This window comes from Corallococcus aberystwythensis, assembly GCF_003612165.1.
Taxonomy (GTDB): Bacteria; Myxococcota; Myxococcia; order Myxococcales; family Myxococcaceae; genus Corallococcus; species Corallococcus aberystwythensis.
This window is the reverse complement of record NZ_RAWK01000122.1, coordinates 1-20,082: the sequence shown is the minus strand read 5'-3', so window position 1 is coordinate 20,082 and position 20,082 is coordinate 1. Positions and strand designations below refer to the sequence as shown.

The following is a 20,082-nucleotide window of genomic DNA, read 5'->3' as shown; positions in this document are numbered from 1 at the left end:
CTGCTACAATGGAACCCATGCGCGCATGGTTGGGTTTCATGGTCCTGTTCTGCGCCCTCGGCACTCCGGCCCTGGGCGTCACGGTGGCAGAGGTGCCCCGTCCTCCCAAGGGCACCTGGACGGTGGACCTCACCGCCTCCCGGGTCCTCCAGCCGTCGGTCCAGGCGGAGCTCGACCAGCTGGGCACGGAGTTGGACGACAGTGGGCTCGGCCAGCTCATGGTGGTGATGGTGGACACCACGTCGCGCAGGCCCTCGCGTGAGTTCGCGCTGGCGCTCTTCAACCGCTGGGGCATCGGCCATCCCGGGCGCGACGATGGCGTGCTGCTCTTCGTCGCGTACGCCGACCGCAAGGCGGAAATCATCCTGGGCGACGGGGTGGATGAACCCGCCGACCAGGAGGCCAGCGACGCGGTGATGGCGCAGGCCATCGTGCCGGGCTTCAAGCGCAAGGATGCCAACGCCGCGGTCCAGATGGGTGCGCGAGGCCTGAAGCAACTCATCGAGAACTCACGGCTCAACCATCCCCAGGACGCTGCCCCGGAGCCCGTCGCCGGAGAGGACTTCGTCGGCAGCCTCTCCGCCGAGGAGTTCCTGGTCCCTCCGCCGCAGATGAGCTGGAGCCCTCCGGAAGAGGCGTCCACGGAGCCGGGACTGGGTGTCTTCGCCGGAGGCGCGGGCGTGCTCGGCGCGGCGGGGCTGGCGGGCCGTGCCTGGTTCCGCCGCCGTCCGCGCAAGTGCAAGGCGTGTGGCACCCAGCGGCTGCGGCTCGGCGAGGTGGCGGACGACGCCCATCTCGACGCCGGCCAGCGGGCCGAGGAGTCGCTGGGCTCGGTGGACTACGACGTCTGGTGGTGCGAGCCGTGCGCGGACGTGCTCACCGAGCGCTATGGCGCGTTCTTCACCCGCGCCGCGCGCTGCACGCGGTGCAACTACGTGACGGGGAAGCAGAGCACGCGGACGCTGCGAAGCGCGACGTACGATCATGGCGGCGAGGAGGAGGTGACGGTGCGGTGTGGTCACTGCGCCTTCGTGTCCGTCTCGCGCCGCTCCACGCCGCGCCGCACCCGGCCCTCGTCGTCGAGTTCCTCAAGCTCCTCGTCCGGAGGCGGGCGCTCCTCGGGAGGAGGCTCCAGCGGAAGCTGGTAGCCGAGTGCCCCCGGCGGGGTGCGCGCCATTCTGGAGTACCAGGCACGGCCCTTTCGGCCTGCCGCCTGGATGGGCGGAAGAGTTCCTCCAGGACCGCCATCCCTGACACGATGCCGCGACTCGCTACCCCGTTTGCACGGAGACCCCATGTACACGCTCTACTATTCGCCGGGTGCCGCCAGCATGCTGGTGCACTGGGTGCTGCTCGAACTCGGCCAGCCGCACTCCCTGGAACGCATCGACACCGGCGCCGGACAGCAGAAGCGCCCCGAGTACCTGGCGCTCAACCCGAATGGCGTCGTGCCGACCCTGCTGATTGAAGGAAAGCCGCACTTCGAGGCCGCGGCCCTGGTGACGTACCTCGCGGACCGCCATCCGGAGGCGGGCCTGGCGCCCGCGCCGGGAAGCGCGGCGCGCATGGACTACTACCAGTGGATGTTCCACCTGGCGAACATGGTGCAGCCGCTGTTCCGGCAGTGGTGGTACCCCCACGAGCCCGCGGGGGAGGCCCATGCCGAAGCCGTGCGCTCCACCGTCGCGGGCCGCATCGAGCGCGCGTGGCAGGTGCTGGATGCGCACCTCGCCGCGAACGGCCCCTTCCTGCTGGGGAAGACGCTCAGCGTCGCGGACTTCTACCTCGTCATGCTGATGCGCTGGTCCCGCGCCATGCCGAAGCCCGCCACGGCGTGGCCGCACCTGGCCGCGGTCGCCAGCCAATTGAAGGCGCGGCCTTCGTTCGCGACCCTGTACCAGCGCGAGGAGCTGACGGAGTGGGCCTGAGAGGCTGAGCTGCGCGTGATGGGGGCGACAATCAGGGAAGGCGTGCGCTAGCTTGCGCGCGCTCCAGCAGCGGAAGCGCGATGGGTATCCGAGCAGTCCTCCAGACCACTGTCCTCCTCGCGCTCGGGCTCTCCGCCGCCGTGATGATGGTGCATGGCTTCGCCTCCTTCCCCGGGCTGCACGCGGATGAAGCGTGGGCGGGGCTCCGGGCCCTGGAGCACCAGGAGCGAGGCTTCTTCACGCTCCATGGGATGAGGTACTACGCGGGGAGCCTCTACCCCTACGCGCTCTCGCTGGTCTTCAAGGCGCGAGGCGCTTCGGTCGAGTCGCTACGGCTCCCAGGCCTGATCCTGAACGTGGCGGGGCTGGGCATCCTCCTTCTGTTGCTGCTCCGCCAGTCGGTGCGCTCCGCGGGGCTGTTCGTGGCGCTGTGCTGCACCTCGCTGCTCCTGCTGTTGGAGGCACGCATTGCCTGGGAGGTGATGGCCTGGAACCTCTTCGGCATGGCGTGCCTCGTCGCGGTGGCGCACGCGTTCCTGGTCCGTGGGAGCTCCAGCGCCCTCACCGCGTTCCTGTTCTTCGCGGTGAGCCTCGTGGGGGTGCTGAACCACTTTGTCTTCGTCTCCTGGATCCTGGCGTTCGCGCTGGCCTCGGCGGTGCTCTGGTGGCGTGACCGTGCGACCGCCTCCACCTCCCGCTTCTTCGTGCTCAACGCGGTGGGCCTGGTCCCAGTGTTCATCGCCTGCGTGCTCCAGTGGAGGCTGGACGACGATTCCTTTCAGCACCATCCCACGCTCGTCCTGTCATCCCTCGTGGCGCTGCCACTCCTGGCCACCGGGCTGTGGCGGGCACTGGTGCCCGTACTCGAGCGCCACGCCTCCTCCCTTCAGGCGTGGTGCTCCGCCCGGCTGGAGGGCTCGCGCGTGCGCAAGCCCCACATCTGGCTCAGGGTGGCGCTGGTGCCGTTCCTCATCATGCACGGCATCGGGCTCCTGGGAGTCCTGGGCAACGACGTGCTCTACCGCCGGCTGTTTGCCTATGTGCCGCCGCTGGCGCTCCGCATCGCGGGGCTGCTCTTCGTGAGCGTGTTGCTCGTCGCCGTCGTGGTCGCGTGCATTCGGACGGTCAGGGCCTTCCGTCAGGATGCCACCGACCCCCACGGCGCGTTCTGGGCGCTCGTGCTGCCCCTCTACGCGGTCTGCTTCCCGCTCTTCACCAGCCGGGAGTCACCGCGCCATTACCTGCTGCTGACCCTGGCGCTCTTCTACGCGGGCGCCGTGCTCATCCCCAGCCACCTGCCAAGGCTCTGGACGCGGCTGCTCACCGTCACGCTCGTCTTCGCGGCGGCCACCCAGGCAGTGGCCTGGTGGAACCTGGGTTCTCCGCCACGGCCTCCCCTGGACTTCAGGATTGGCTGGCGGAAGGAAACCTCCAGGCACCTGCAGGACATCGCCCCCGTCTATGCGTTGCTGAAACAAGAGGGCATCTGCCGCTACGAGGGCGAGTTCTTCATCCAGCAGCCGCTCGAGTTCCTGCGGCAGGCAGAGGGCTGGAGCTGTGCGAATCCAGCCCCGGCCACCATCGAATACTGCCCGACCTGCGAGACGACCTTCTTCTTCTCGGTCCGGCGCTGAGGCTAAGTGCGCTTGCCCGGGGAGGCTCAGCCCACCTGCTGCAATGGGGGCTGCGACTCCTGCCGCTGGGCGGCTTCGGCTGCCTCTGCGGTACGCCGGGTATTCGCTTCGGTGGCGACCTGGCACAGTGCAACCTGGGCCTGGAGCTCCAGCGCGAAGGCCCGGCTTCTCCCCATGCTGGCGCCAATGATAACGCCGATGACAGCGCCTCCCGTGAGGGCAACCGGTCGCAGGTCCTCGGCGGAGGCGCTGAGGATAAAACCAATCGCCGCGCCGAAGACGATGCCCATGAATCCATACAGCATGGCGAGCCGTGAGGCTCGGCTGTACAAGTCCTCCGCGTGCTCCTGAATCACAGACGGGTCGTAACGCACTGCCATGGGAGTCCCCTTGAAGCGGCCCGAAGGCTCGCAGAGGAGGAAGCGTCGCATGGGTGTTGCGCTACCGAATAGATGGGGCTGTTTTGCCCCTGCCTGGATGTGAAAGCGGCGGACTGGCTACCTGGTGGTGTTGGCAGGCGCGCGACGGCGCTCCGGTGGCGTCTTCGTCCTGTTGTGGGTGGGCGCGTCGCGGACATCGCACGCCCGAAAAGGCGCGCCACGCACTGGCGGGACTCATCCGTCCAGCCAGAAGGCGCTGTTGTTACTGCGAAGAGCCTTCTCCAGGAACTCGCCGAAGGACGAGGCAACGGGTACCAGTTCGGGGAACGTCTCGTGCCACGCGTCAAAGAGCGGGTAGCAACCGGACTCACTCCGTGCCACGTCCAGGACGACGTAGTCGGAATCCTGCATGTCCACCAGCGTGTAGAGGGATGCCGATCCAGCTTCGTCCCTGTCATTGCCGCGGATGGCGACGCGCGCCCGCATGATTTGCTTCAGCGGCAGCACGCGGAATCGGGTGTCCTGCGAGGAGACGAAGAGGTCACACCCGTCGCTGTGCAGGTAGAAGGCGCGCAGGTCCTCATCAAGCCTCCACCCCACGCGTGCCTCGAAGGCGGCGACCTGCGCGAGCGTGGCAGGCGGGCGAGGGAAGTGGAGTCGGGAGACTTCGGCCAGCAGGCTTTCCATGGGCATGGACATGGCGGCTCCTCAGTCCGCGTACGGACGCGCGGGGCCTGGCGTGAGCCACTTACCGCCAGGGGCATAGCAGGCGGGGTACTCGTCGTTGAAGACCTGATGCACGTCCTGCGGCACCGGAAGCACGTTGTCGGGTGCGACCGGCGGACCGCCGTGCGCCAGGTCGAAGATGTGGTGGCCCTGCCAGTTGGCACCATTCGTTGACGGCCACTCTCCGAACTCGGAGCCCCACTGGCGGCGAAAGCCTTCACGGGCGTTCTTCCACTTCTCCCGCAGCTGGCGGCCGTTCGACACGGTCGGGTAGTCGCAGCAGCAGTGGGTGATGGCCATGCGCCCACCGGCCTCGGCGGGCATGAAGAGATAGCGCCCCTGCCAATCCCCCTTGATGTCGGCCAGCCACATGCAGCCCCTGAGTGGGTAGCCCTGCGCTGCGCACTTCGACTCGCACCGAGACAGGAACGCGGCGCTGCACTGCCAGGGCCCGTAGTAGATGGTGGTCCGGAGCTGGCCGCCGTCCGGTGTGGTCATGACCGGGCTGACCCACTTCGCGCGCGCAGGGCTTCCTCCACCGCCGACGGTAGCCGACCCGCATCCGACGAGAGCAAGAACGGCAGCAGCGCTCGCGGCGCAGCGGAAGGTGAAAATGGATGTCATTTTAATCCATGACAGCATGGCCAAGGCTGCCAGGCCACAGGTTCGATTCCTGTTGGGGCACTGGCCTTGCTTCCCCAGCGAAGGGTCCCACCAGGAAGGCCAGGACGAACCGCAGGAGGTGGACAATCTCCCCCGACAGAAATCCGCCGCTTCCGGGCGCGCATGGGCGCGTACTTCGGTTTCGACGAGGCTGCGACGCTCGCCTGTGGTGGACTTGGCTATTTCGACCCCTTCTTGCCCGCATAGGGGTTGGAGTTGCCCTTGGTGGAGTAGTTATCGGCCTTCGTGTAGTTCGCCTTCGTCGGTGACTGGGCGCCACGTACGTCCCTTGCTTCGCTGTGTAAACCTTTGCCCGGGCAGAACCGCCAGCTTCAGTGGAGACGCAAACAACGAGACTGGGGGCACGGCGTTACCACCTCACAAAGCGAGTAATGCGACGAACACGCGTGTGCACCGTGCCGTCGGTTACGAGCCCGCGTTCAACCGCCACTGAGCTATTCAGGTGGGGTCCAACCCTGCCATCCTCAACTGGGAGTTCAGCATCGGCACCGAGATTGTACACCCAACAGCCATCATAATGCTGCGTGACATTGGCGTAATTGGCCGAACACTGAACTACCGGAGTAGCATCACCATCGTAGTCTGGAGATGCCCACCCCGAAGCAAACTGCCTGGAATAGACCGCTGAACTTCCATCGCCAATCTGCTGGGGTCCTTGAAATCTCATCGTGCTGGTATTGAACCCATCAATCCGAGCCGTGAAAAGGATGACCGTCTTGCCTCGAAGGTCCTCGACGACATCCATGTATCTTACGGAATCCACAAACTCCGTTTTACGGTAGGTGTAAAGGCTTCCATCGTAGAAGTTGGAATCCAGGCTTGCCCGGCCTCGGCGGCCGAGGCGGTCCGCGTAAGGGATGTTCCAGAAGTCGGTCGTGTTGGTGCCCAGCACGCTGTTGTAGACCATCGCCCACCCGCCCCCTTGCGTTTCCATGTCGCAATATGTGGTGAGGGCCTGAGTGCCGTCCGGCTTGAGGAAGTAGACTCCTGAGCGCCGAACGCCCATGGCATAGAGGTGCTGGCAGCTCCGTAAGGCCAAATCAGGTGTTTCCCCATACCAGGGATCCGCCATCGCTGGAGTCGAGAGGAGCGCTCCCATAAGGGGGAAGATCAAGCAGGCGGTGAATAAGAGCTTGTGACGCATTCAGAACTCCAATGAAGGAAAAGGTTGTCGTAAACAGGTAATGTTCTCTTTAGCGGAAAGACTGAGTGAATGGAATCTGCGTCAGGACTGCCCCAGCCTGGGTCATCCGCACGTGGAGCATTCAATGCAGTCATTTCGAGGCTTCAGTCGCTTTCCCCGGGCAGCGTCATGCGAAAGCTGGAGGGGGCGTTGTGCCAGGCCCCATGGACCATCAGCAACGTCCGGGTCTTGCGAGTTGCCTTCGCGAGCCTTGCCGCGAGGCCGCCGCCCGGCAGGGCGGCCTTCATCACGTCAGCCGGTTGCGGTGTGTCGCGAGCGCGTCCGGACAGATGGCGTCCGTGACCTGGCGGAGCACATGCAGGGCGGGATGGTGGTGATCTCCTCCAGGGAGAAGGCCGGAGGAGCACGAGTTCTCTGAAGGCATTCACTCTGAGTGAATTATTTCTTGATTATTCGTAAAGCGAAAATAAACAGAAAGTACTTAGCTTGGCGTACAGGCGCGCAGCGAGGTGGGGAGGTACATCGCTCCCCAGGTGAACCCCTGGTCATGTGAATGAACCGATGAAGCGACTCTTCGAAGCAGTGTCTTCAGCAGCGGTGGTCTTGACTGCCATCACGATGCTTGCCGGATGCGGCGCCGCGCCAGAGGATGAGGCGGAGTTCGACGTCGAGGTGGCGAAGTCCTCGCTCTCCTTCACGGGATTGGTGCTCTACGACGCGGGGACGCGGTGCACCGTCAATGGGAGCACCATGCACTGTTGCCCCAGCGGCTACGCCATGATTGGCGCGCACCTCAGCAATGACGTCTTCAAGTGTGCCCAGCTCTCCTCCACGAGTGGCTCCCGTTTCCTTGATACGGGGGGACGGCGCAACGGGATGCATGCCTGTCCCTACGGTAGCGTCATGGTCGGCCTGCACGTCAGCAACGACTACCTGGCCTGCCAGTATCCAGGGACGAGCGTCGTCTCCGAGTTCGTGGATGGGAGCCCTGGCACGAAGGACTCCTATCCCATGCACGTGTGCATGGCCGGTGGGTACGCGATGAGCGGCATCCACGTCAGCAACAACCTGTTCAACTGCGCCCGGTAGCTCCAGGCGCCGCGAGGACCGCTCGACGCAGGGCGGTCTTCGTGACACGGGGACGAGCCTATCCGCGCCAGCTCAGCCGCACGCGGGTACCTCGGGGCTCCACGGCGTCAATGCACAGCGTCCACCCGAAACGCTGGGCCAGCCGTTCCACCAGTGACAGGCCGATGCCGTGGCTCTCGCTCCCGGGCTCAGCGCGGCCAAAGCCAGCACCCGTGTCGGTCAGGGTCCATGCCGAGGGCTCAATGGCAATCACAATGCGCCCCTCGTCTGTGTAGGCGAGCGCGTTCTTGAGCAGGTTGCCCATCATCACCCTGGCGACGGAAGCGGGGAGGGGCGCGTGGACTTCGCCAGCGGATTCGATGGCGAGCTCGATGCCTTCACTCCGCCGCAAGTGCCCGTACAGCGCGATCAACTCTCGCGAGACGCGGTGCAGGTCGCAGCGCTCCTCGGAGCGGCGCTCCCGGGCCAGCCAGAGGATGCCCTCCGTCAGCAGGCCCATCTGGCTCACGGCCCGGCGCAGCCGGTCGAAGGTCTCCGTGTCTTTCGGCGGGTCGAGCTCCAGGATCTCCACCGCACCCTGCGCCACGGCCAGAGGCGTACGCAGCTCGTGACTGGCGTCGCGGTTGAACCGCTGCTCACGCTCCAACTGTTCCTGGAGGCGCGCGTCGCGTGCGAGCAGCGCGTCCAGCAGCGTGCGGACCTCGGCCACTCCGCCGTCATCCCCGGGCGGCGGGGCCCCTTCGGCCCGGATCCACTCCACCATCCGCTCCAGCGGCCGGCCGAGCCGGCGGGCCACGAGACGCGCGAGGAGCGCGGCGGCCAGCAGCGCCAGCAGCGCACTGGCGAGCAGCAGTCCGGCGGTCCGCTTCAGGTTGTCCGTCGTGCTCGTCAGGCGCGTCACGTCGAACGCGAAGTACCGGGGGCCTCCGCCATCGCCGGGGCGCACCGCGACGTGGAAGTGTCCGTGGCTCCCGGCGGGCACCTCGTACTCTCCCGCAGGCGCGTCCGGACGCAGGCGCTCCGCGAGCCAGGGCGGCAGCGCGGAGTGCCCGTCATACCGGGTGATTCCGGGGACGTGTCCTGGCTCGGGCCGGTCCGCCTCCGCGGCCACGATGCGGCTGAAGATGACGTCCTCGAGGTCGTAGCTGAAGAGCGTGAAGAACCCACCCATCAGCACCAGCGCGAACGCGGCGGACAGCCCCATGGCGCGATGGAGCATCGCGCGCACCGACCGGGTCCTAGCGCGCATCCAGGCGGTACCCCTCGTTGCGGCGGGTGGTGATGGCATCGTCGAGCCCCAGCCCGGCCAGGGCCTTGCGCAGGGCATAGACGTGGGTGCGCAGCGCGCTGGACCCGGGGGCGTCGTCCCCCCAGAGCCGCTCCGCCAGCGTTGCCGCGGGGACAGGTTCGGGGGCGGCCTCCATCAGCCACTTCAGGAGGAGTGCCTCCGTGCGGTTGAGCCGGACGGTGCGCCCACCCCAGCGCGTCTGCCCGCTCTCCGGCTCCAGCGTGAGCCCGCCGCACGTCAGCGTTCGCCCGCTCGGAGGGACGGGCCGGCGCGCCAGGGCTTCCAGGCGCCAGCGCAGCTCCCGGAGCGAGAAGGGTTTGACGAGGTAGTCGTCCGCGCCCGCCTGGAAGCCCTCTTCCTTGTCCTCGAGCGTGTCCCTGGCGGTCAGCATCAGGATGGGGACGAGCCGGGGCGCGACCTGCCGGTAGCGCTCACACACCTCGAGGCCGCTCATGCCGGGCAGCATCAGGTCCAGCACGATGACGTCGTACGGGTGGGCCAGCGCGAGCGCGAGCCCCTCGGGCCCGGTGCCCGCGAAGTCCAGCTGGAAGTCCGGCTCCAGGAAGCGGGCGATGTTGGCCTGGAGGTCACGGTTGTCCTCGATGACGAGCACGCGCATGGGAGTGACCCGGATGCTACCCGCGGCCACGTCAAATGGATGTCAGCTGGCGGGTGACGCCCGGCTGACCCTCGCTCCCGCAGGTTCCAGGGCCTCTCGCGATGGAGGCGTCCCGTGATGATGCGTTCGTTGTTGCTGGGTCTGATGTTCCTGGCCACCCCCGTGGCCCATGCCGCAAGCCCCGCGGTTCCCATGGAGGTCCGCGCGGAGGACGGCGAGCGGATTCCCGTGTGGGTGCTGGAACCGGAAGGGGAGAGGCCGAATCCGCCCGTGGCCGTCCTGCTGCACGGCCTCACCCGGAGCAAGGACGACTGGCTGACGGATGCGGAGCCGACCTTCGGGGGGGCCCTGACGGAGCAACTGCGGAGCGCCGGCTACCGGGTCTACCTCATGGACGCGAGGCGGCACGGCGCGCGGGCGACTCCTGATGCGCGGCCCGGAGCCCTCGCGAAGCGAGCACACGCCGGGGATCCCGGTCCCTATCAAGCGATGATTGTCGACACCGTGCGCGATGCCCAGGCGCTCATCACGAAGGTCCTCGCCAACGGCAAGAAGCCGCCGAGGGTGCTCGTCGCCGGCTACAGCATGGGCGCCCAGGTGGGCCTCCTGCTGGCCTCGCGTGAGCCTCGCGTCACCCACCTGGTGACGATGGTGCCACCCCATGTCGACCCCGTGCTGGGCGACGCCGCACCGGTGAACCGGATGGGCCAGGTTCATCAGACCTGGTTGCTGTTGAGCGCGAACAACGATCCCTTCTCCACCGGGGAGGACACCCAGAAGCTGTTCGACGCCGCGCCCTCCAAGCGCAAGACGCGCCGGGCCTTCGACAGCGGGCACGCGCTGCCGCGTGAGTACCTGGACGAGGTCCGCCGCTGGTTGAGCGAGGCCCCACGACTGCCGTAGGCGCCGCAGGGCCGAGCGGGCCCTGACTCAAGAGGGCACGGGCGCCCCATCCTCCAGGAGCCGCTCGACGGCCAGGTCCCGGGTGCGGCTGTAGCGCAGGACCCAGTAGAACATCGCCCACGACGCCTGCGCCTCCGAAGGCCACGGCGAGAGCAACGCCCTGCCTCCCAGCAGCAGCTTGCCCATCGCTTCGTGGCCCGCGTTGATTCCGTACGCCAGCCCTTCGTGCAGGACGTACTCCCAGCGGCCCGGCTCCAGGACCTTGTCCGAGCGGACGCAATAGGCATACGCGTGGGGGGACTCCATCTCCACGCGCAGGTGCTGATGGAGTGGGATGTGCGGAGCCCCCGGGACGGCATAAGGCCTCTTCTCATCCCACCCGTGCAGGGACTTCTCCTTCGCCGGCAGCCAGCGCCAGTGCTGGTGAAGACAGTCATGGACGCAGAAGGGCGCCATGGTGATTTCATCCAGGTGCAGCTTCGCGTCCGGATAGAGGTCGCGGAGGGTCTTGGGTGCGCGCATGGGCGGCGCCACGTGGATGTTGTCGAAGTATCCCTGACGCGGCATCAGTTCCTCCTGATGCTGCCCATACCGTCCCGCCGTGTCGTTCCAGCGGTATGAGAGGAACCCCGGTCCTCCCGGGGCGTCCGGCGAGACCATCAGGTAGCCCGCGCCCGCCGGGAGGTTCGTCTTCACGCGGGAGAAGATGGAGGACCAGACCGGCGGAATCGAAAGGGTGAACACCTTCTCCCAGGCCACCTCCGGCGAGTTCGAGTCCGACCACATCCCCGCCGCCATCGCATGCGACATCCCATCCTGGTCGTCCGCGGGCGGGAGGCCCTCATGCGCCATGGTGGACATGGACGGACGGCGGACGCTGATCTTCGCGGCCAGCGTGTCCAGCGGACGGTTGCTCATGATCATCAGGTGCGGCCGGAAGCGCGACGTGCGCGCCTGGGCGCCCGGCACGTAGTCGGTGCTCTCCTGGCAGCAGACGAACTCCGCGCACACCAGCACGCGCATGGGCACGAGCTGGAGGGTCCCCGTCTCCGTGCGCTTCACCTTCATGACGGGCGCCCTGGGCGGCTTCGCGCCGGGTCTGGGCATGAAGTCGTCCCGCTCCAACACATCCAGGGGGATGGGCTCCAGCGAGAAGGTCTTGGACTTCGCGCGCAGGTTCAGCTGGAAGCCGAAGACGAGCAGCATGCTCCGGTCGAGCTCCGCGGGAAGCCAGTAGGCGGACTGTCCCTTCGCGACGGTTCCACGGGAGGTCTCGTATTTGCGCAGCAGGAACTTCTTGGTGAGCTCCAGCGTCAGGGGCAGGCCGCGATAGCCCACCTCGACGGGATGCCAGAGGAGCTCCTCCAGGACGGTGGGGGTCTGTTCGACGTACCAGGGGGTCCGGAGCAGGTGGTAGGTCACCCCGCTCACGCGCCCGGGCTTGCGGACGTCGTGGGACCACTTCCAGCGGCCCGGGGTGGCCGGAGCCGCCGCGGCGGCGGTTTCCGCGGTAGCCGGGCCCGCGCCGTATTCCTTCCACGGTGTGTAGGGGGCGGCGGTGAGGAGCAGCGTGTCCTTCAAGAGCGTTTCGAGACTCGGCATGGGGCTGGAGGTGTCGGGCGAGAAGGAGGTTCAGGGCAGGTCCGGCATCGATTCGACGGTCCAGTCGCCCGGGAGCGCACCGGCCAGGGGCATTTCGTCCTGGAGGACCTCGAGCAGGGTGTAGACCTCGTTGCCAGCGCGGGGGATGAAGACCTCGCCCCGTGCGTCGGTCACGAACTCCTGCTCCCGGCCGTCCGGGCCCCGGACGCGGATGCGACAGTGGGGAATGGGGTTCTGCTCCGCCGAGTCATCCACGATGCGAAACGCTGGCATGTCGGGCGTGAGCCGCAGGACACCGGAGAACTCCGGGCCCGGACAGTAGATGTTGCAGCAGCCGAGATGCCGGTTGCTGCTGTCTGTCTTTTCATCGAAGCGCAGCTCACCCGGTGTCTCCGGGACCCTCCAATCCCCTACGCTGAGCTCCAGGCTGAATTCACTCTCCTCATCGGATTGCTCGGTCCGGCTGATCTCCGAGGAGACGTACTCCTCCACGGAGTGGGTCTTCATGCGGATGAAGGGGGTTTCCAGGCCGTGCGTGGCGAACCTCGCGCGATGACCTCGCTCCACATCGATGGCGAAGACGACACTTCCTGGCGTGCTGACTTCGGAGAAGGTCCGGGTGGACGTCATCACGTGGCGCAGTCCCGGAGGGACCAGGCCCCCGACGTTCTTGACCCCGCCCTGGACTTGAAACACCGCTTTCTCGTCTGAGAAATAGACTTCAAGGTTGCTGGGGTGCCGTTGAAGCCGGAATGAACCCGTGATGATGACCTGGGCTGCGTGCTTCATGAAGTAATGGGGATCACCCTCAAAGGCATGGCGCTGGTGGGAGTGCGCGACGACGATCCGGATGCGGCAATACAGGAAGGGGACGTTGAACCAGGGGCTGGACATGTCGAGGTGACCCTTGCGTAGGGGCCGCGCGGAGGAGGCTCGAATGAATGTATCAAGTCCACCCCCCAAGGCGGATGCGCCGTGCTTTTCGCGTCTCGGCGCTCGATGGAGTGCATCACTGCGGTAGCGCGGGGCTCCTTTCACCAGGTGCGGAACGCCTTCTCACGGTGAGTGCGTGTAGGCGCGGGCCGTGATCCACCTGCCATGGAGCCTATTGATGACCCGTCTTTCCCCGTGTCTGCGAGTGCTGCTGCTGACCTGCCCCGTGCTGCTGATGGCCTGCCGCGACACCCAAACGGCCCCGGATGCCGGCACGCCCCCGGCCGTGGCGTGGGATGGCACTTCCACCCCCATCGAAGAGAAGGGCGACTGGATTGACCGCGGCGTCTTCGCACCCTGCGAGTTCACCCCTCCACTCGAAACCCAGCTCGACTGCGACACGCCGGCCCTCTTCGACCTGTCGGAATGCAACCTGGGAGCGCTCAGCAAGGCGGAACGGCACGGCATCTACCAGACCGAGCTGCGCCCAACCTCCGGCGAGTACCCATGGGGGGGCGCCGGCATCCTGCTCCCGGAGGATGGCGGCGCCGGAACCCTGAACTTCCTTCCCCTCACCCGGCAGCAGTTCGATGACCAGGGCATGTTCCTCGCGAACATCTTCACCACGACCCGGGGCGTGGTCACGAAGTACGCGCTCGCGGGCTGTGACGCGCCCGAACGCAACCGCATCACCGGCTGCTACGCGTTTTGCAGCAACGGCGTGCTCGTGGAGAAGGGGACGTTCGACGCGGAGCGCATGCTCTGGGGCCGCGGTGAGGCCGAGTCCTCTGGCGGCTTGAATCTCGTCTCCGAGTCCTTCGTCGGGCTTGGCTTTCCGGCGGATGTCTACGTCACGAAGAACCATGCCTACGTGGTGTCCATCCAGCTCAAGAACTACATGCCCTCAGGAGGTTTGACCGTCTTCGACGTCAGCGACCGCAGCCACCCCGTGCTGAAGAAGGTCATTTCCCTGCCGGGGGATGGGTACTGGAACGCCGCGTGGGCCAAGGACGACGTCCTCTACATCGCCACCCGCGCTTCCGGCGTCATCCTCTATGACATCTCGAATCCGGGGGCCCCGGCCTACATCCGCAGCGTGCCCAGCGGCGCCCCCCTGGATGTGCACACCCTGTTCGTGGAGGGCAACCGGCTCTACGCCATGGCGCTGCGGCCCGCGCAGACGCTCATCTTCGACATCACGTCACCGCGAGAACCCGTCCTGCTCAACCGCTTCACCTTCACGTCGGAGGAGTTCGTCACCAGCTATCCGCACGACGCCTTTGCTTACGAGGGCCGCCTCTACATCAACCATACGGACATCGGCTTCCTGGTCACCGACCCGACCGACCCCATGCAGGTCAAGGAGCTGGGCCGGTACCACTACAACCGGCAATACAGCCATGCCAGCGCGGTGGGGACCTTCGCGGGCCGCACCATCGCGTTCGAAGGCAGTGAGCAGGAGGGTTCGCACCTTCGCGTGCTGGATGTCACCGACCCGGCCCACATCCAGCTCATCGCCGAGCACCGGCTGCGCCCCACCACCTCCATCCACAACATGATCCTGAAGGGCACCCGGCTGTACGTCGCCTGGTACCAGGAAGGCGTGCGCGTGTTCGACGTGGCCAATCCCACGCGCCCCAAGGAGATTGCCTACTTCAACACCTATCGCGAGACCGACCCGGGACGGCTGGGCTTCGTCTACGAGGGCGCCATCGGGATGCGCGTCCCGGGTGACGGGTATGTCTACGCGGTGGACAGCGCGCGCGGGCTGCTCATCTTCAACGAGCCCTGAGTGCACGTCGAGCGAGCGGGGCCCGGACTTCCGGGCCCATTGGGCCATCAGATATCGAGGAACTCGCAGTCGCGAACGAGGACATTCATCATCAAGCCCTGGACCCGGCCTCGCACGCCGATCTTCGTTCCCTTGGACAGGCTCGCGGCCCTCTTCACCTGGTCGTCGGTGACGAAGCACTGGATCTGCGGAATCTCGAACTGCCTCCCGGTCCCGAGCGTGACGTAGACGGAGTTGGTGATGTCCTTCTTCACGTCATCGACGACGCCAGCCGTCTGGATGATTTGATCCTTGAAGTTTGAATCCGCGCGCACCTCGTTGTCAGCGTACTCCGCGAGCAGGGTCCGGATCGCGACCAGCTTGGGTTCAGGCGGTGGCGTAGGCGCTGCGCTCGAGGATGACGCCCCTGACGAAGAGGAGCCCTTCTTCGCTGCGCCCACGGCACCCAGGCAGGTGCCAAGGAAGCAGAGGGAGAAGAGTCCTCCAACGACGAAGAGGGTCACCTTGAGGACGGACGTGCCCCGGGGCACCGGGGCGCCACACTTCGGGCAAGCCGCTGCGTTGCTGGCGACATCGTTTCCGCACTGCTTGCACTTCACCAAGGCCATCGCGATCTCCCAACCGAAGCCCGTCGAGCACTGAGCCGACGCCGGATCAGGATTGGCCGTTTTGAGTACCCGGCACCATCCCTCGTAAGGAGTAGGTGCGGCTGGCCCCCGTTCGCGATCGCCATGCGCGGGGCCTGTCCTTGGCTGCGGCGTCGTTCTTGGTACCGGAACACCCCTCGGGGGCGATCCCAGGCTCACGAAGTGAGCGGCCATGCCCATCCGAGCGGATCCCAGCGGCAAGAGGGGAGAGGCAGCGGTGTGTGGTTATCTGATGTGGCAGCGATTCCAGTGCCAATGCCAAACGTGCTGTCGTGTCAAAACAGTGTGGCACGGCGCTCCGGGGCGGAAGCCGGGTGTTATTCTGCGCGCCCATGGACCTGCGAATCGTGCTCGGCGTCGCGCTGATGCTGGTGTCGCCCGCCTGGGGTCAGCCGGCGACCTCCTCGGGCCCGGACTTCCAGGCGCGGATGTCCGCCGCATCGCAGGCCTACGAGGAGCTCGACTACGAGCACTCGCTCGAACAGCTCGATGCGGCGAAGGCCGTGGCTCGCGACGGCGGGGAGCAGGGCAGGGTGGCCATCCTCCGGGGCATCGTGCTCGCGGACCTGGGACGCCGTCAGGAGGCCCTGGCTTCCTTCAAGGAGGGACTGTCTCTGGGGCCCGACGCGAGCCTTCCGGTGAAGGTGTCCCCCAAGGTGTCACGCGACTTCGAGGAGGTGCGCCGGAACGTGCGGCGTGAGCTGGCGCTCAACCCCCGGCTGGCCCCAGACGCTCCGCTTGCCATCCTGCCTGAGCCCTCTCCAGCTCCCGGGCTCGTTCCGCCCCTGGCGAAGCCAGAGGTGCGCCGCACGCATTCCATGCCCGTGCTTTCGCTGGCCTTGCTGAGCGGAGGCGTCGTGCTTGGTGGCATTGGCGGCTACTTCGGGCTCCAGTCACGGAGCAACGTGAGCGCCGCGCGCGACGATGCCTTCTACAGCGACCGCGCCGCGCACCTGGACAGCGCGCGGGGACAGGCGCTCGCGGCCAATGTCCTGCTGGGCGCGGCCGTCACCGCCGCCGCTGGAGCCGCCGTCGCCTGGCTCCTCGCCGGCGACTCGCCTTCGCCTCGGACGGAGGTCTCTCCATGACGCGCGCCGTGACCGTGGGACTCGGACTGCTCTTCCTCACCTGCACCGTGCCGGACATCGAGGAACTCGAGCAGGAACGCCCCAGCGGGTGCGACGCGAGCCATCCCTGCCAGGTCCAGGTGCTGCTGACCTATGACGGCTTCCGTCCGGGCTGCGTCACGCTGCGCGCGATGGACTCCCAGGACGCCTCCAGGACCTTCGAGCTGCCTGTGGCCGTGCTCGGGGGAACAGGGGAGGTGGGCTTCATCCGCCGACCCGGGTGGAGTGACACCGTCAAGGTGACGGCTTCCGCCCGTGAGCGCTCGTGCGCGGGCCAGGAGGTGGCCACTGCTTCCACGCAGGTGTCGGTTCCCGGGAAGGAGACCGCTCGCGTCGAGCTGACGTTGAGCGCGCGGGATGAAGATGGGGATGGCTACGTAAGCACCGCCACCCGGGGCACGGACTGTGATGACCACTCCGTCTCCATCTCCCCGGGCGCGGAGGAGCGCTGCGACTTCTTGGACAACAATTGTGATGGCCGGAGGGACCCCGTGCCCGTCTGTGACGGTGTCGAATGGAGGACGACCGGGACCATCCTGGGGATGAGCTTCCAGGCCGTGGCCCCCCATGCGCGCGGCCAGGCCTGGCTCGTGAGTGACAGCAACGACGTGCTCGCCCACGTCCGCCGAGAGACCGACGGTGGCTTCGACAAGCTGTGGTCTACCGAATGCCACGGAGCGTGGTCCACCGCGTGGGCGAGGCCGAGCGACCGGCGGTTGTTCATGGGCTCCTGGGAGGGGCAGCTCGCTACGCAAACGGTGAGCCTCGCGGAGCCCTGCGCATTGGCGTCCTTCGACGGAGGTGGGGCGGCCATCCAGGATCTCGTGGGCTTTGAATCCGATGGCGGCACGACGCTCTTCGCGGTGAGTGAGACCGGGGACATCCTTCGCTGGGATTACCCGGGGGATCCCAGGCGGGTGGAGCACGTGGACGCGGACCTCCGCTCCATCCACGGCCTCGACCCGCGAACGCTCATCACCGTGGGCACCACGGGCGACGTGCCTGTCGCCTACCACGTCAACACGGACGGAGGCCCGTGGCTGCGGGAGCCGCTGCCGCAGCCCTCCCAGGGACAGGTCGCCCTGCAGACCGTGCACATCGTGGCGCCGGGCCTGGCCTACGCGGCCGGAGATCAGGGGCTGTTCCTGGAGCGCGCGGCGGGCCGCTGGAGCACGAAGCCTCCGTACCCCATCTACACGGATGGTGGCGTCGCTCCCGACATCCTTGATGTGGTGTCCTTCGGGCAGGATGTCGTCATCGCGCGCCTGGACACGGACGACCTCGTTCGCTTCGATGGGGTGGGGTGGCAGGACTTCCTCTTCGGCAGCCAGGGCTTCACGGCCCTCGAGGGGCTGACGTCGGACGAGTTGTGGAGCGCCACCCTCGATGGCACCGGCTTCTACTGGGGCCCCTGGCAACCATGAGCGACCTGCTTTCCCATGACCTCTCCCGGCTCCCGGACCTGCTTGAGCAGGCCCGCGCGAGCGCTCTCGAATTCCTCACCGCGCTGCCCGAGCACCCCGCGGGCATTCGCCCCGCGCCGCCAGCGCCGCTCGGATTGCCCGATGCGGGCCTCGGCGCCAGGGACGCGCTCGCGCTCTTCCGCCGCCGCTACGAGGCAGGACTCTCCGGCTCCGCGGGGCCGCGCTACCTCGGCTTCGTCACCGGCGGCACTACGCCCGCGGCGCTCGTGGGCGACTGGCTCGTCTCCGCGTACGACCAGAACGTGAGCAACGACGGTGACTCGCTCGCCACCAGCGTGGAACGCGAGGCGTTGGGACTTCTGCGCTCCCTCTTCGGCCTGCCTGAAGCCTTCGAGGGGGCCTTCGTGAGCGGTGCGACGGCGGCGAACCTCGTCTCGCTGGCCACCGCGCGGCAGTGGGTGATGGAGCGGCTTGGCCACGACGTGAGCGAGGACGGACTGTGGGGACTGCCGCAGCCCGTGGTGCTGGGCGGCGCGCCACACGCGAGCGTGCTCAAGGCGCTCTCCATCCTCGGCATGGGGCGGCGCGCGGTGCAGGGCGTCCCCTGCCTCGCGGACCGGCCCGTCATGGATCCGAGCGCGCTCGAGGCCCGGCTCGCGGCCCTCGGCGGTGCCCCGGCCATCGTGATCGCGAGCGCGGGGGAGGTGAACACCGGGGACTTCGACGACCTGGAGGCGGTGGGGCAATTGTGCCGCCGCCACGGCGCCTGGCTGCACGTGGATGGCGCCTTCGGCATCTTCGCGGCCTGCAGCCCGGCGCATGCGCACCTGCTGCGGGGGCTCGCGCATGCGGACTCGGTCGCGGCGGACGGCCACAAGTGGCTCAACGTCCCCTATGACTCCGGCCTTGTCTTCACGCGGCACCTCGCGCTGCAGGAGCGTGTCTTCCGCGCGGTGGCTGCCTACCTGGGACAGGGGCCGGACCTGCTCCACCGCACGCCGGAGAACTCGCGCCGCTTCCGGGCGCTGCCCGCGTGGATGACGCTCATGGCCTACGGGCGCGACGGGCACCGCGCGCTCGTCGAGCAAAGCTGCGCGCTCGCTCGTGCACTGGGAGAAGGGCTCGCGGCGTCAGCGCACTACACGCTGCTCGCTCCGGTGACGCTGAACATCGTCTGCTTCGCGCTGCGCTCCGGAGATGCCGCGCGGCGCGACCGCCTTCTCGCGGCGCTGCAGGCCGACGGGCGCGTGCAGTTCACTCCCACGCAGTACGCCGGACGCCCCGGCCTGCGCGCGGCCTTCTCCAACTGGCGGACGCGAGAGGCGGACCTTCCCGTCATCCTCGCGGCGCTGGAGGCCGCCGCGTCCAAGCTTCAGGTTCCTACTTCGGCTGGCTGAAGTACGCGTGCAGCACGCTCAGCACGCCGAAGATGGCGAAGAACACGAGGGGGACGGCCACCATGAGGTAGAGCCCCCGGGTGAAGCCCATGCCCACGGCCATGTGGTGTTCCGGCGCTTCCTCCAGGTAGAGCACTTCGACGGGAGAGCCCGGGTTCCGCTTTGAGGCCTCCGAGGTCGCCTCATCGAACTTGCCGCTGAGCTCCGGGCCTTCCGGCGGACGGAAGGCGTAGTGGACGGTGCTCGGCTTGCCCCGGCCCTCGTTGACCCGGACCACCGTGCCCTGTGCACGCAGCCCGCGCTCCTCCAACTGCACGGTCATGCGGCGGTAGCGGGAGAGGACTGCGAGGAAGAGGGCAGGGGCTCCCGTGAAGACCGCCAGCATGCAGAGCAGCGTCGTCAGGCTCATGGTGTCCCCAGGATGGCGGGGGAGCGGAGGCCGAATCAACCGCGGTTCCCGAGGGGCACGCCTCAAGGCGAAGTCGAATGTCGTGATAAAATAGGTCATTTGACCTATATATGGCGTGGGTCACGGAACTGTCCGTGCCCGAGCGGTGGAGGCGCCATGGAGTCCGAGGGCCGTGTCGTGCTGGTGGGAGGCTATGGGGTGGTGGGGGCCCAGCTCGCCTTGTTGTTGAGGGAGCGTCACCCGGACCTGCCGCTGCTCATCGCCGGTCGTCGGGAAGCGCCTGCCCGGGAGCTGGCGGCACGTCTGGGACGTGCGGACGGCGTCGCGCTGGATGTCCGCTCGCCCCAGGGGTGGGC

20 protein-coding genes and 1 pseudogene are annotated in these 20,082 nt (G+C 67.4%); 10 read left to right on the top strand and 11 right to left on the bottom strand.

The features are described from left to right. Positions 1 to 38: 38 nt before the first annotated feature. From D7W81_RS20910 to D7W81_RS20900, 3 genes are all read left to right on the top strand, one after another. Positions 39 to 1,148 carry a TPM domain-containing protein gene (locus D7W81_RS20910; RefSeq protein WP_244227324.1) on the top strand — a complete coding sequence of 370 codons (1,110 nt, stop codon included), beginning with the start codon at positions 39 to 41 and terminating at the stop codon, positions 1,146 to 1,148. 147 nt (positions 1,149 to 1,295) lie between these two features. Further along, entirely contained in the window at positions 1,296 to 1,928 is a 633-nt protein-coding gene (locus tag D7W81_RS20905) for a glutathione S-transferase family protein (protein WP_120557148.1), read from the top strand. Between the two features lie 80 nt (positions 1,929 to 2,008). Next, positions 2,009 to 3,562: a hypothetical protein gene (locus D7W81_RS20900; RefSeq protein WP_147445567.1), complete on the top strand. Its 1,554-nt coding sequence runs from the start codon at positions 2,009 to 2,011 to the stop codon at positions 3,560 to 3,562. 26 nt (positions 3,563 to 3,588) lie between these two features. Here D7W81_RS20900 and D7W81_RS20895 read toward each other — a convergent pair whose 3' ends face one another. The 5 genes from D7W81_RS20895 to D7W81_RS42440 form a co-directional block, all read right to left on the bottom strand. Continuing rightward, the gene (locus D7W81_RS20895; protein ID WP_120557146.1) at positions 3,589 to 3,942 is read right to left on the bottom strand and encodes a hypothetical protein; all 354 of its coding nucleotides are present in this window, start codon (positions 3,940 to 3,942) and stop codon (positions 3,589 to 3,591) included. Positions 3,943 to 4,176: 234 nt separating this feature from the next. Further along, complete coding sequence (locus D7W81_RS20890) at positions 4,177 to 4,635, bottom strand: SMI1/KNR4 family protein (protein WP_120557158.1); 459 nt, start codon at positions 4,633 to 4,635, stop codon at positions 4,177 to 4,179. 15 nt (positions 4,636 to 4,650) lie between these two features. Beyond that, a complete protein-coding gene (locus tag D7W81_RS20885; protein ID WP_244227323.1) occupies positions 4,651 to 5,166 on the bottom strand; it encodes a hypothetical protein in 516 nt (171 codons plus the stop codon). Positions 5,167 to 5,701: 535 nt separating this feature from the next. Further along, positions 5,702 to 6,496, bottom strand: coding sequence for a fibrinogen-like YCDxxxxGGGW domain-containing protein (locus D7W81_RS20880; RefSeq protein ID WP_120557145.1), 795 nt, complete (start codon positions 6,494 to 6,496; stop codon positions 5,702 to 5,704). A gap of 143 nt (positions 6,497 to 6,639) precedes the next feature. Further along, entirely contained in the window at positions 6,640 to 6,783 is a 144-nt protein-coding gene (locus D7W81_RS42440) for a hypothetical protein (RefSeq protein WP_158621642.1), read from the bottom strand. Positions 6,784 to 7,114: 331 nt separating this feature from the next. Here D7W81_RS42440 and D7W81_RS20875 point away from each other — a divergent pair, with 331 nt between their 5' ends. Then, complete coding sequence (locus D7W81_RS20875) at positions 7,115 to 7,585, top strand: hypothetical protein (protein WP_158621641.1); 471 nt, start codon at positions 7,115 to 7,117, stop codon at positions 7,583 to 7,585. A gap of 58 nt (positions 7,586 to 7,643) precedes the next feature. On the opposite strand, the gene D7W81_RS20870 is transcribed toward D7W81_RS20875, so the two are convergent. Together D7W81_RS20870 and D7W81_RS20865 are read right to left on the bottom strand one after the other, a co-directional pair. Next, positions 7,644 to 8,834 (bottom strand): sensor histidine kinase, encoded by a 1,191-nt coding sequence (locus D7W81_RS20870; protein WP_208721393.1) that lies wholly within the window; start codon positions 8,832 to 8,834, stop codon positions 7,644 to 7,646. Next, positions 8,824 to 9,492, bottom strand: a complete 669-nt coding sequence (locus tag D7W81_RS20865; RefSeq protein WP_120557143.1) for a response regulator transcription factor — start codon at positions 9,490 to 9,492, stop codon at positions 8,824 to 8,826. Before D7W81_RS20865 ends, D7W81_RS20870 begins: the two co-directional genes overlap by 11 nt. Positions 9,493 to 9,609: 117 nt before the next feature. Here D7W81_RS20865 and D7W81_RS20860 point away from each other — a divergent pair, with 117 nt between their 5' ends. Continuing rightward, positions 9,610 to 10,395, top strand: a complete 786-nt coding sequence (locus D7W81_RS20860; RefSeq protein WP_120557142.1) for an alpha/beta hydrolase — start codon at positions 9,610 to 9,612, stop codon at positions 10,393 to 10,395. A gap of 27 nt (positions 10,396 to 10,422) precedes the next feature. Here D7W81_RS20860 and D7W81_RS20855 read toward each other — a convergent pair whose 3' ends face one another. Then, entirely contained in the window at positions 10,423 to 11,997 is a 1,575-nt protein-coding gene (locus tag D7W81_RS20855; RefSeq protein WP_147445565.1) for a hypothetical protein, read from the bottom strand. Between the two features lie 30 nt (positions 11,998 to 12,027). Then, positions 12,028 to 12,627 (bottom strand): hypothetical protein, encoded by a 600-nt coding sequence (locus tag D7W81_RS20850; RefSeq protein ID WP_147445564.1) that lies wholly within the window; start codon positions 12,625 to 12,627, stop codon positions 12,028 to 12,030. Positions 12,628 to 13,108: 481 nt separating this feature from the next. Between D7W81_RS20850 and D7W81_RS20845 the strand changes: the two genes are divergently transcribed. Next, positions 13,109 to 14,722: an LVIVD repeat-containing protein gene (locus tag D7W81_RS20845; protein WP_120557139.1), complete on the top strand. Its 1,614-nt coding sequence runs from the start codon at positions 13,109 to 13,111 to the stop codon at positions 14,720 to 14,722. 47 nt (positions 14,723 to 14,769) lie between these two features. On the opposite strand, the gene D7W81_RS20840 is transcribed toward D7W81_RS20845, so the two are convergent. Continuing rightward, positions 14,770 to 15,330, bottom strand: a complete 561-nt coding sequence (locus tag D7W81_RS20840) for an OB-fold protein (RefSeq protein WP_158621644.1) — start codon at positions 15,328 to 15,330, stop codon at positions 14,770 to 14,772. 371 nt (positions 15,331 to 15,701) lie between these two features. Here D7W81_RS20840 and D7W81_RS20835 point away from each other — a divergent pair, with 371 nt between their 5' ends. From D7W81_RS20835 to D7W81_RS20825, 3 genes are read left to right on the top strand one after another with little or no spacing between them, the layout of a single operon-like run. Continuing rightward, positions 15,702 to 16,457, top strand: coding sequence for a hypothetical protein (locus D7W81_RS20835; protein ID WP_120557137.1), 756 nt, complete (start codon positions 15,702 to 15,704; stop codon positions 16,455 to 16,457). Further along, on the top strand, positions 16,454 to 17,920 hold the full coding sequence (locus tag D7W81_RS20830) for a putative metal-binding motif-containing protein (protein WP_120557136.1): 1,467 nt from the start codon (positions 16,454 to 16,456) through the stop codon (positions 17,918 to 17,920). The genes D7W81_RS20835 and D7W81_RS20830 overlap by 4 nt, the downstream gene beginning before the upstream one ends. Further along, a complete protein-coding gene (locus D7W81_RS20825; RefSeq protein ID WP_120557135.1) occupies positions 17,917 to 19,317 on the top strand; it encodes a pyridoxal phosphate-dependent decarboxylase family protein in 1,401 nt (466 codons plus the stop codon). The genes D7W81_RS20830 and D7W81_RS20825 overlap by 4 nt, the downstream gene beginning before the upstream one ends. Here D7W81_RS20825 and D7W81_RS20820 read toward each other — a convergent pair. Next, on the bottom strand, positions 19,301 to 19,726 hold the full coding sequence (locus D7W81_RS20820; protein WP_158621640.1) for a DUF3592 domain-containing protein: 426 nt from the start codon (positions 19,724 to 19,726) through the stop codon (positions 19,301 to 19,303). The two genes, D7W81_RS20825 and D7W81_RS20820, sit on opposite strands and share 17 nt — an antisense overlap. 156 nt (positions 19,727 to 19,882) lie before the next feature. Between D7W81_RS20820 and D7W81_RS20815 the strand changes: the two are divergent. Next, positions 19,883 to 20,082: pseudogene (locus D7W81_RS20815) on the top strand (saccharopine dehydrogenase); the annotation flags it as partial.

Coding starts and splice junctions, on each gene's coding strand:
- D7W81_RS20910 (WP_244227324.1), top strand. CDS start 39: ATGGTCCTGTTCTGCGCCCTCGGCACTCCGGCCCTGGGCGTCACGGTG.
- D7W81_RS20905 (WP_120557148.1), top strand. CDS start 1,296: ATGTACACGCTCTACTATTCGCCGGGTGCCGCCAGCATGCTGGTGCAC.
- D7W81_RS20900 (WP_147445567.1), top strand. CDS start 2,009: ATGGGTATCCGAGCAGTCCTCCAGACCACTGTCCTCCTCGCGCTCGGG.
- D7W81_RS20895 (WP_120557146.1), bottom strand. CDS start 3,942: ATGGCAGTGCGTTACGACCCGTCTGTGATTCAGGAGCACGCGGAGGAC.
- D7W81_RS20890 (WP_120557158.1), bottom strand. CDS start 4,635: ATGCCCATGGAAAGCCTGCTGGCCGAAGTCTCCCGACTCCACTTCCCT.
- D7W81_RS20885 (WP_244227323.1), bottom strand. CDS start 5,166: ATGACCACACCGGACGGCGGCCAGCTCCGGACCACCATCTACTACGGG.
- D7W81_RS20880 (WP_120557145.1), bottom strand. CDS start 6,496: ATGCGTCACAAGCTCTTATTCACCGCCTGCTTGATCTTCCCCCTTATG.
- D7W81_RS42440 (WP_158621642.1), bottom strand. CDS start 6,783: ATGAAGGCCGCCCTGCCGGGCGGCGGCCTCGCGGCAAGGCTCGCGAAG.
- D7W81_RS20875 (WP_158621641.1), top strand. CDS start 7,115: ATGCTTGCCGGATGCGGCGCCGCGCCAGAGGATGAGGCGGAGTTCGAC.
- D7W81_RS20870 (WP_208721393.1), bottom strand. CDS start 8,834: ATGCGCGCTAGGACCCGGTCGGTGCGCGCGATGCTCCATCGCGCCATG.
- D7W81_RS20865 (WP_120557143.1), bottom strand. CDS start 9,492: ATGCGCGTGCTCGTCATCGAGGACAACCGTGACCTCCAGGCCAACATC.
- D7W81_RS20860 (WP_120557142.1), top strand. CDS start 9,610: ATGATGCGTTCGTTGTTGCTGGGTCTGATGTTCCTGGCCACCCCCGTG.
- D7W81_RS20855 (WP_147445565.1), bottom strand. CDS start 11,997: ATGCCGAGTCTCGAAACGCTCTTGAAGGACACGCTGCTCCTCACCGCC.
- D7W81_RS20850 (WP_147445564.1), bottom strand. CDS start 12,627: ATGACGTCCACCCGGACCTTCTCCGAAGTCAGCACGCCAGGAAGTGTC.
- D7W81_RS20845 (WP_120557139.1), top strand. CDS start 13,109: ATGACCCGTCTTTCCCCGTGTCTGCGAGTGCTGCTGCTGACCTGCCCC.
- D7W81_RS20840 (WP_158621644.1), bottom strand. CDS start 15,330: ATGGCCTTGGTGAAGTGCAAGCAGTGCGGAAACGATGTCGCCAGCAAC.
- D7W81_RS20835 (WP_120557137.1), top strand. CDS start 15,702: ATGGACCTGCGAATCGTGCTCGGCGTCGCGCTGATGCTGGTGTCGCCC.
- D7W81_RS20830 (WP_120557136.1), top strand. CDS start 16,454: ATGACGCGCGCCGTGACCGTGGGACTCGGACTGCTCTTCCTCACCTGC.
- D7W81_RS20825 (WP_120557135.1), top strand. CDS start 17,917: ATGAGCGACCTGCTTTCCCATGACCTCTCCCGGCTCCCGGACCTGCTT.
- D7W81_RS20820 (WP_158621640.1), bottom strand. CDS start 19,726: ATGAGCCTGACGACGCTGCTCTGCATGCTGGCGGTCTTCACGGGAGCC.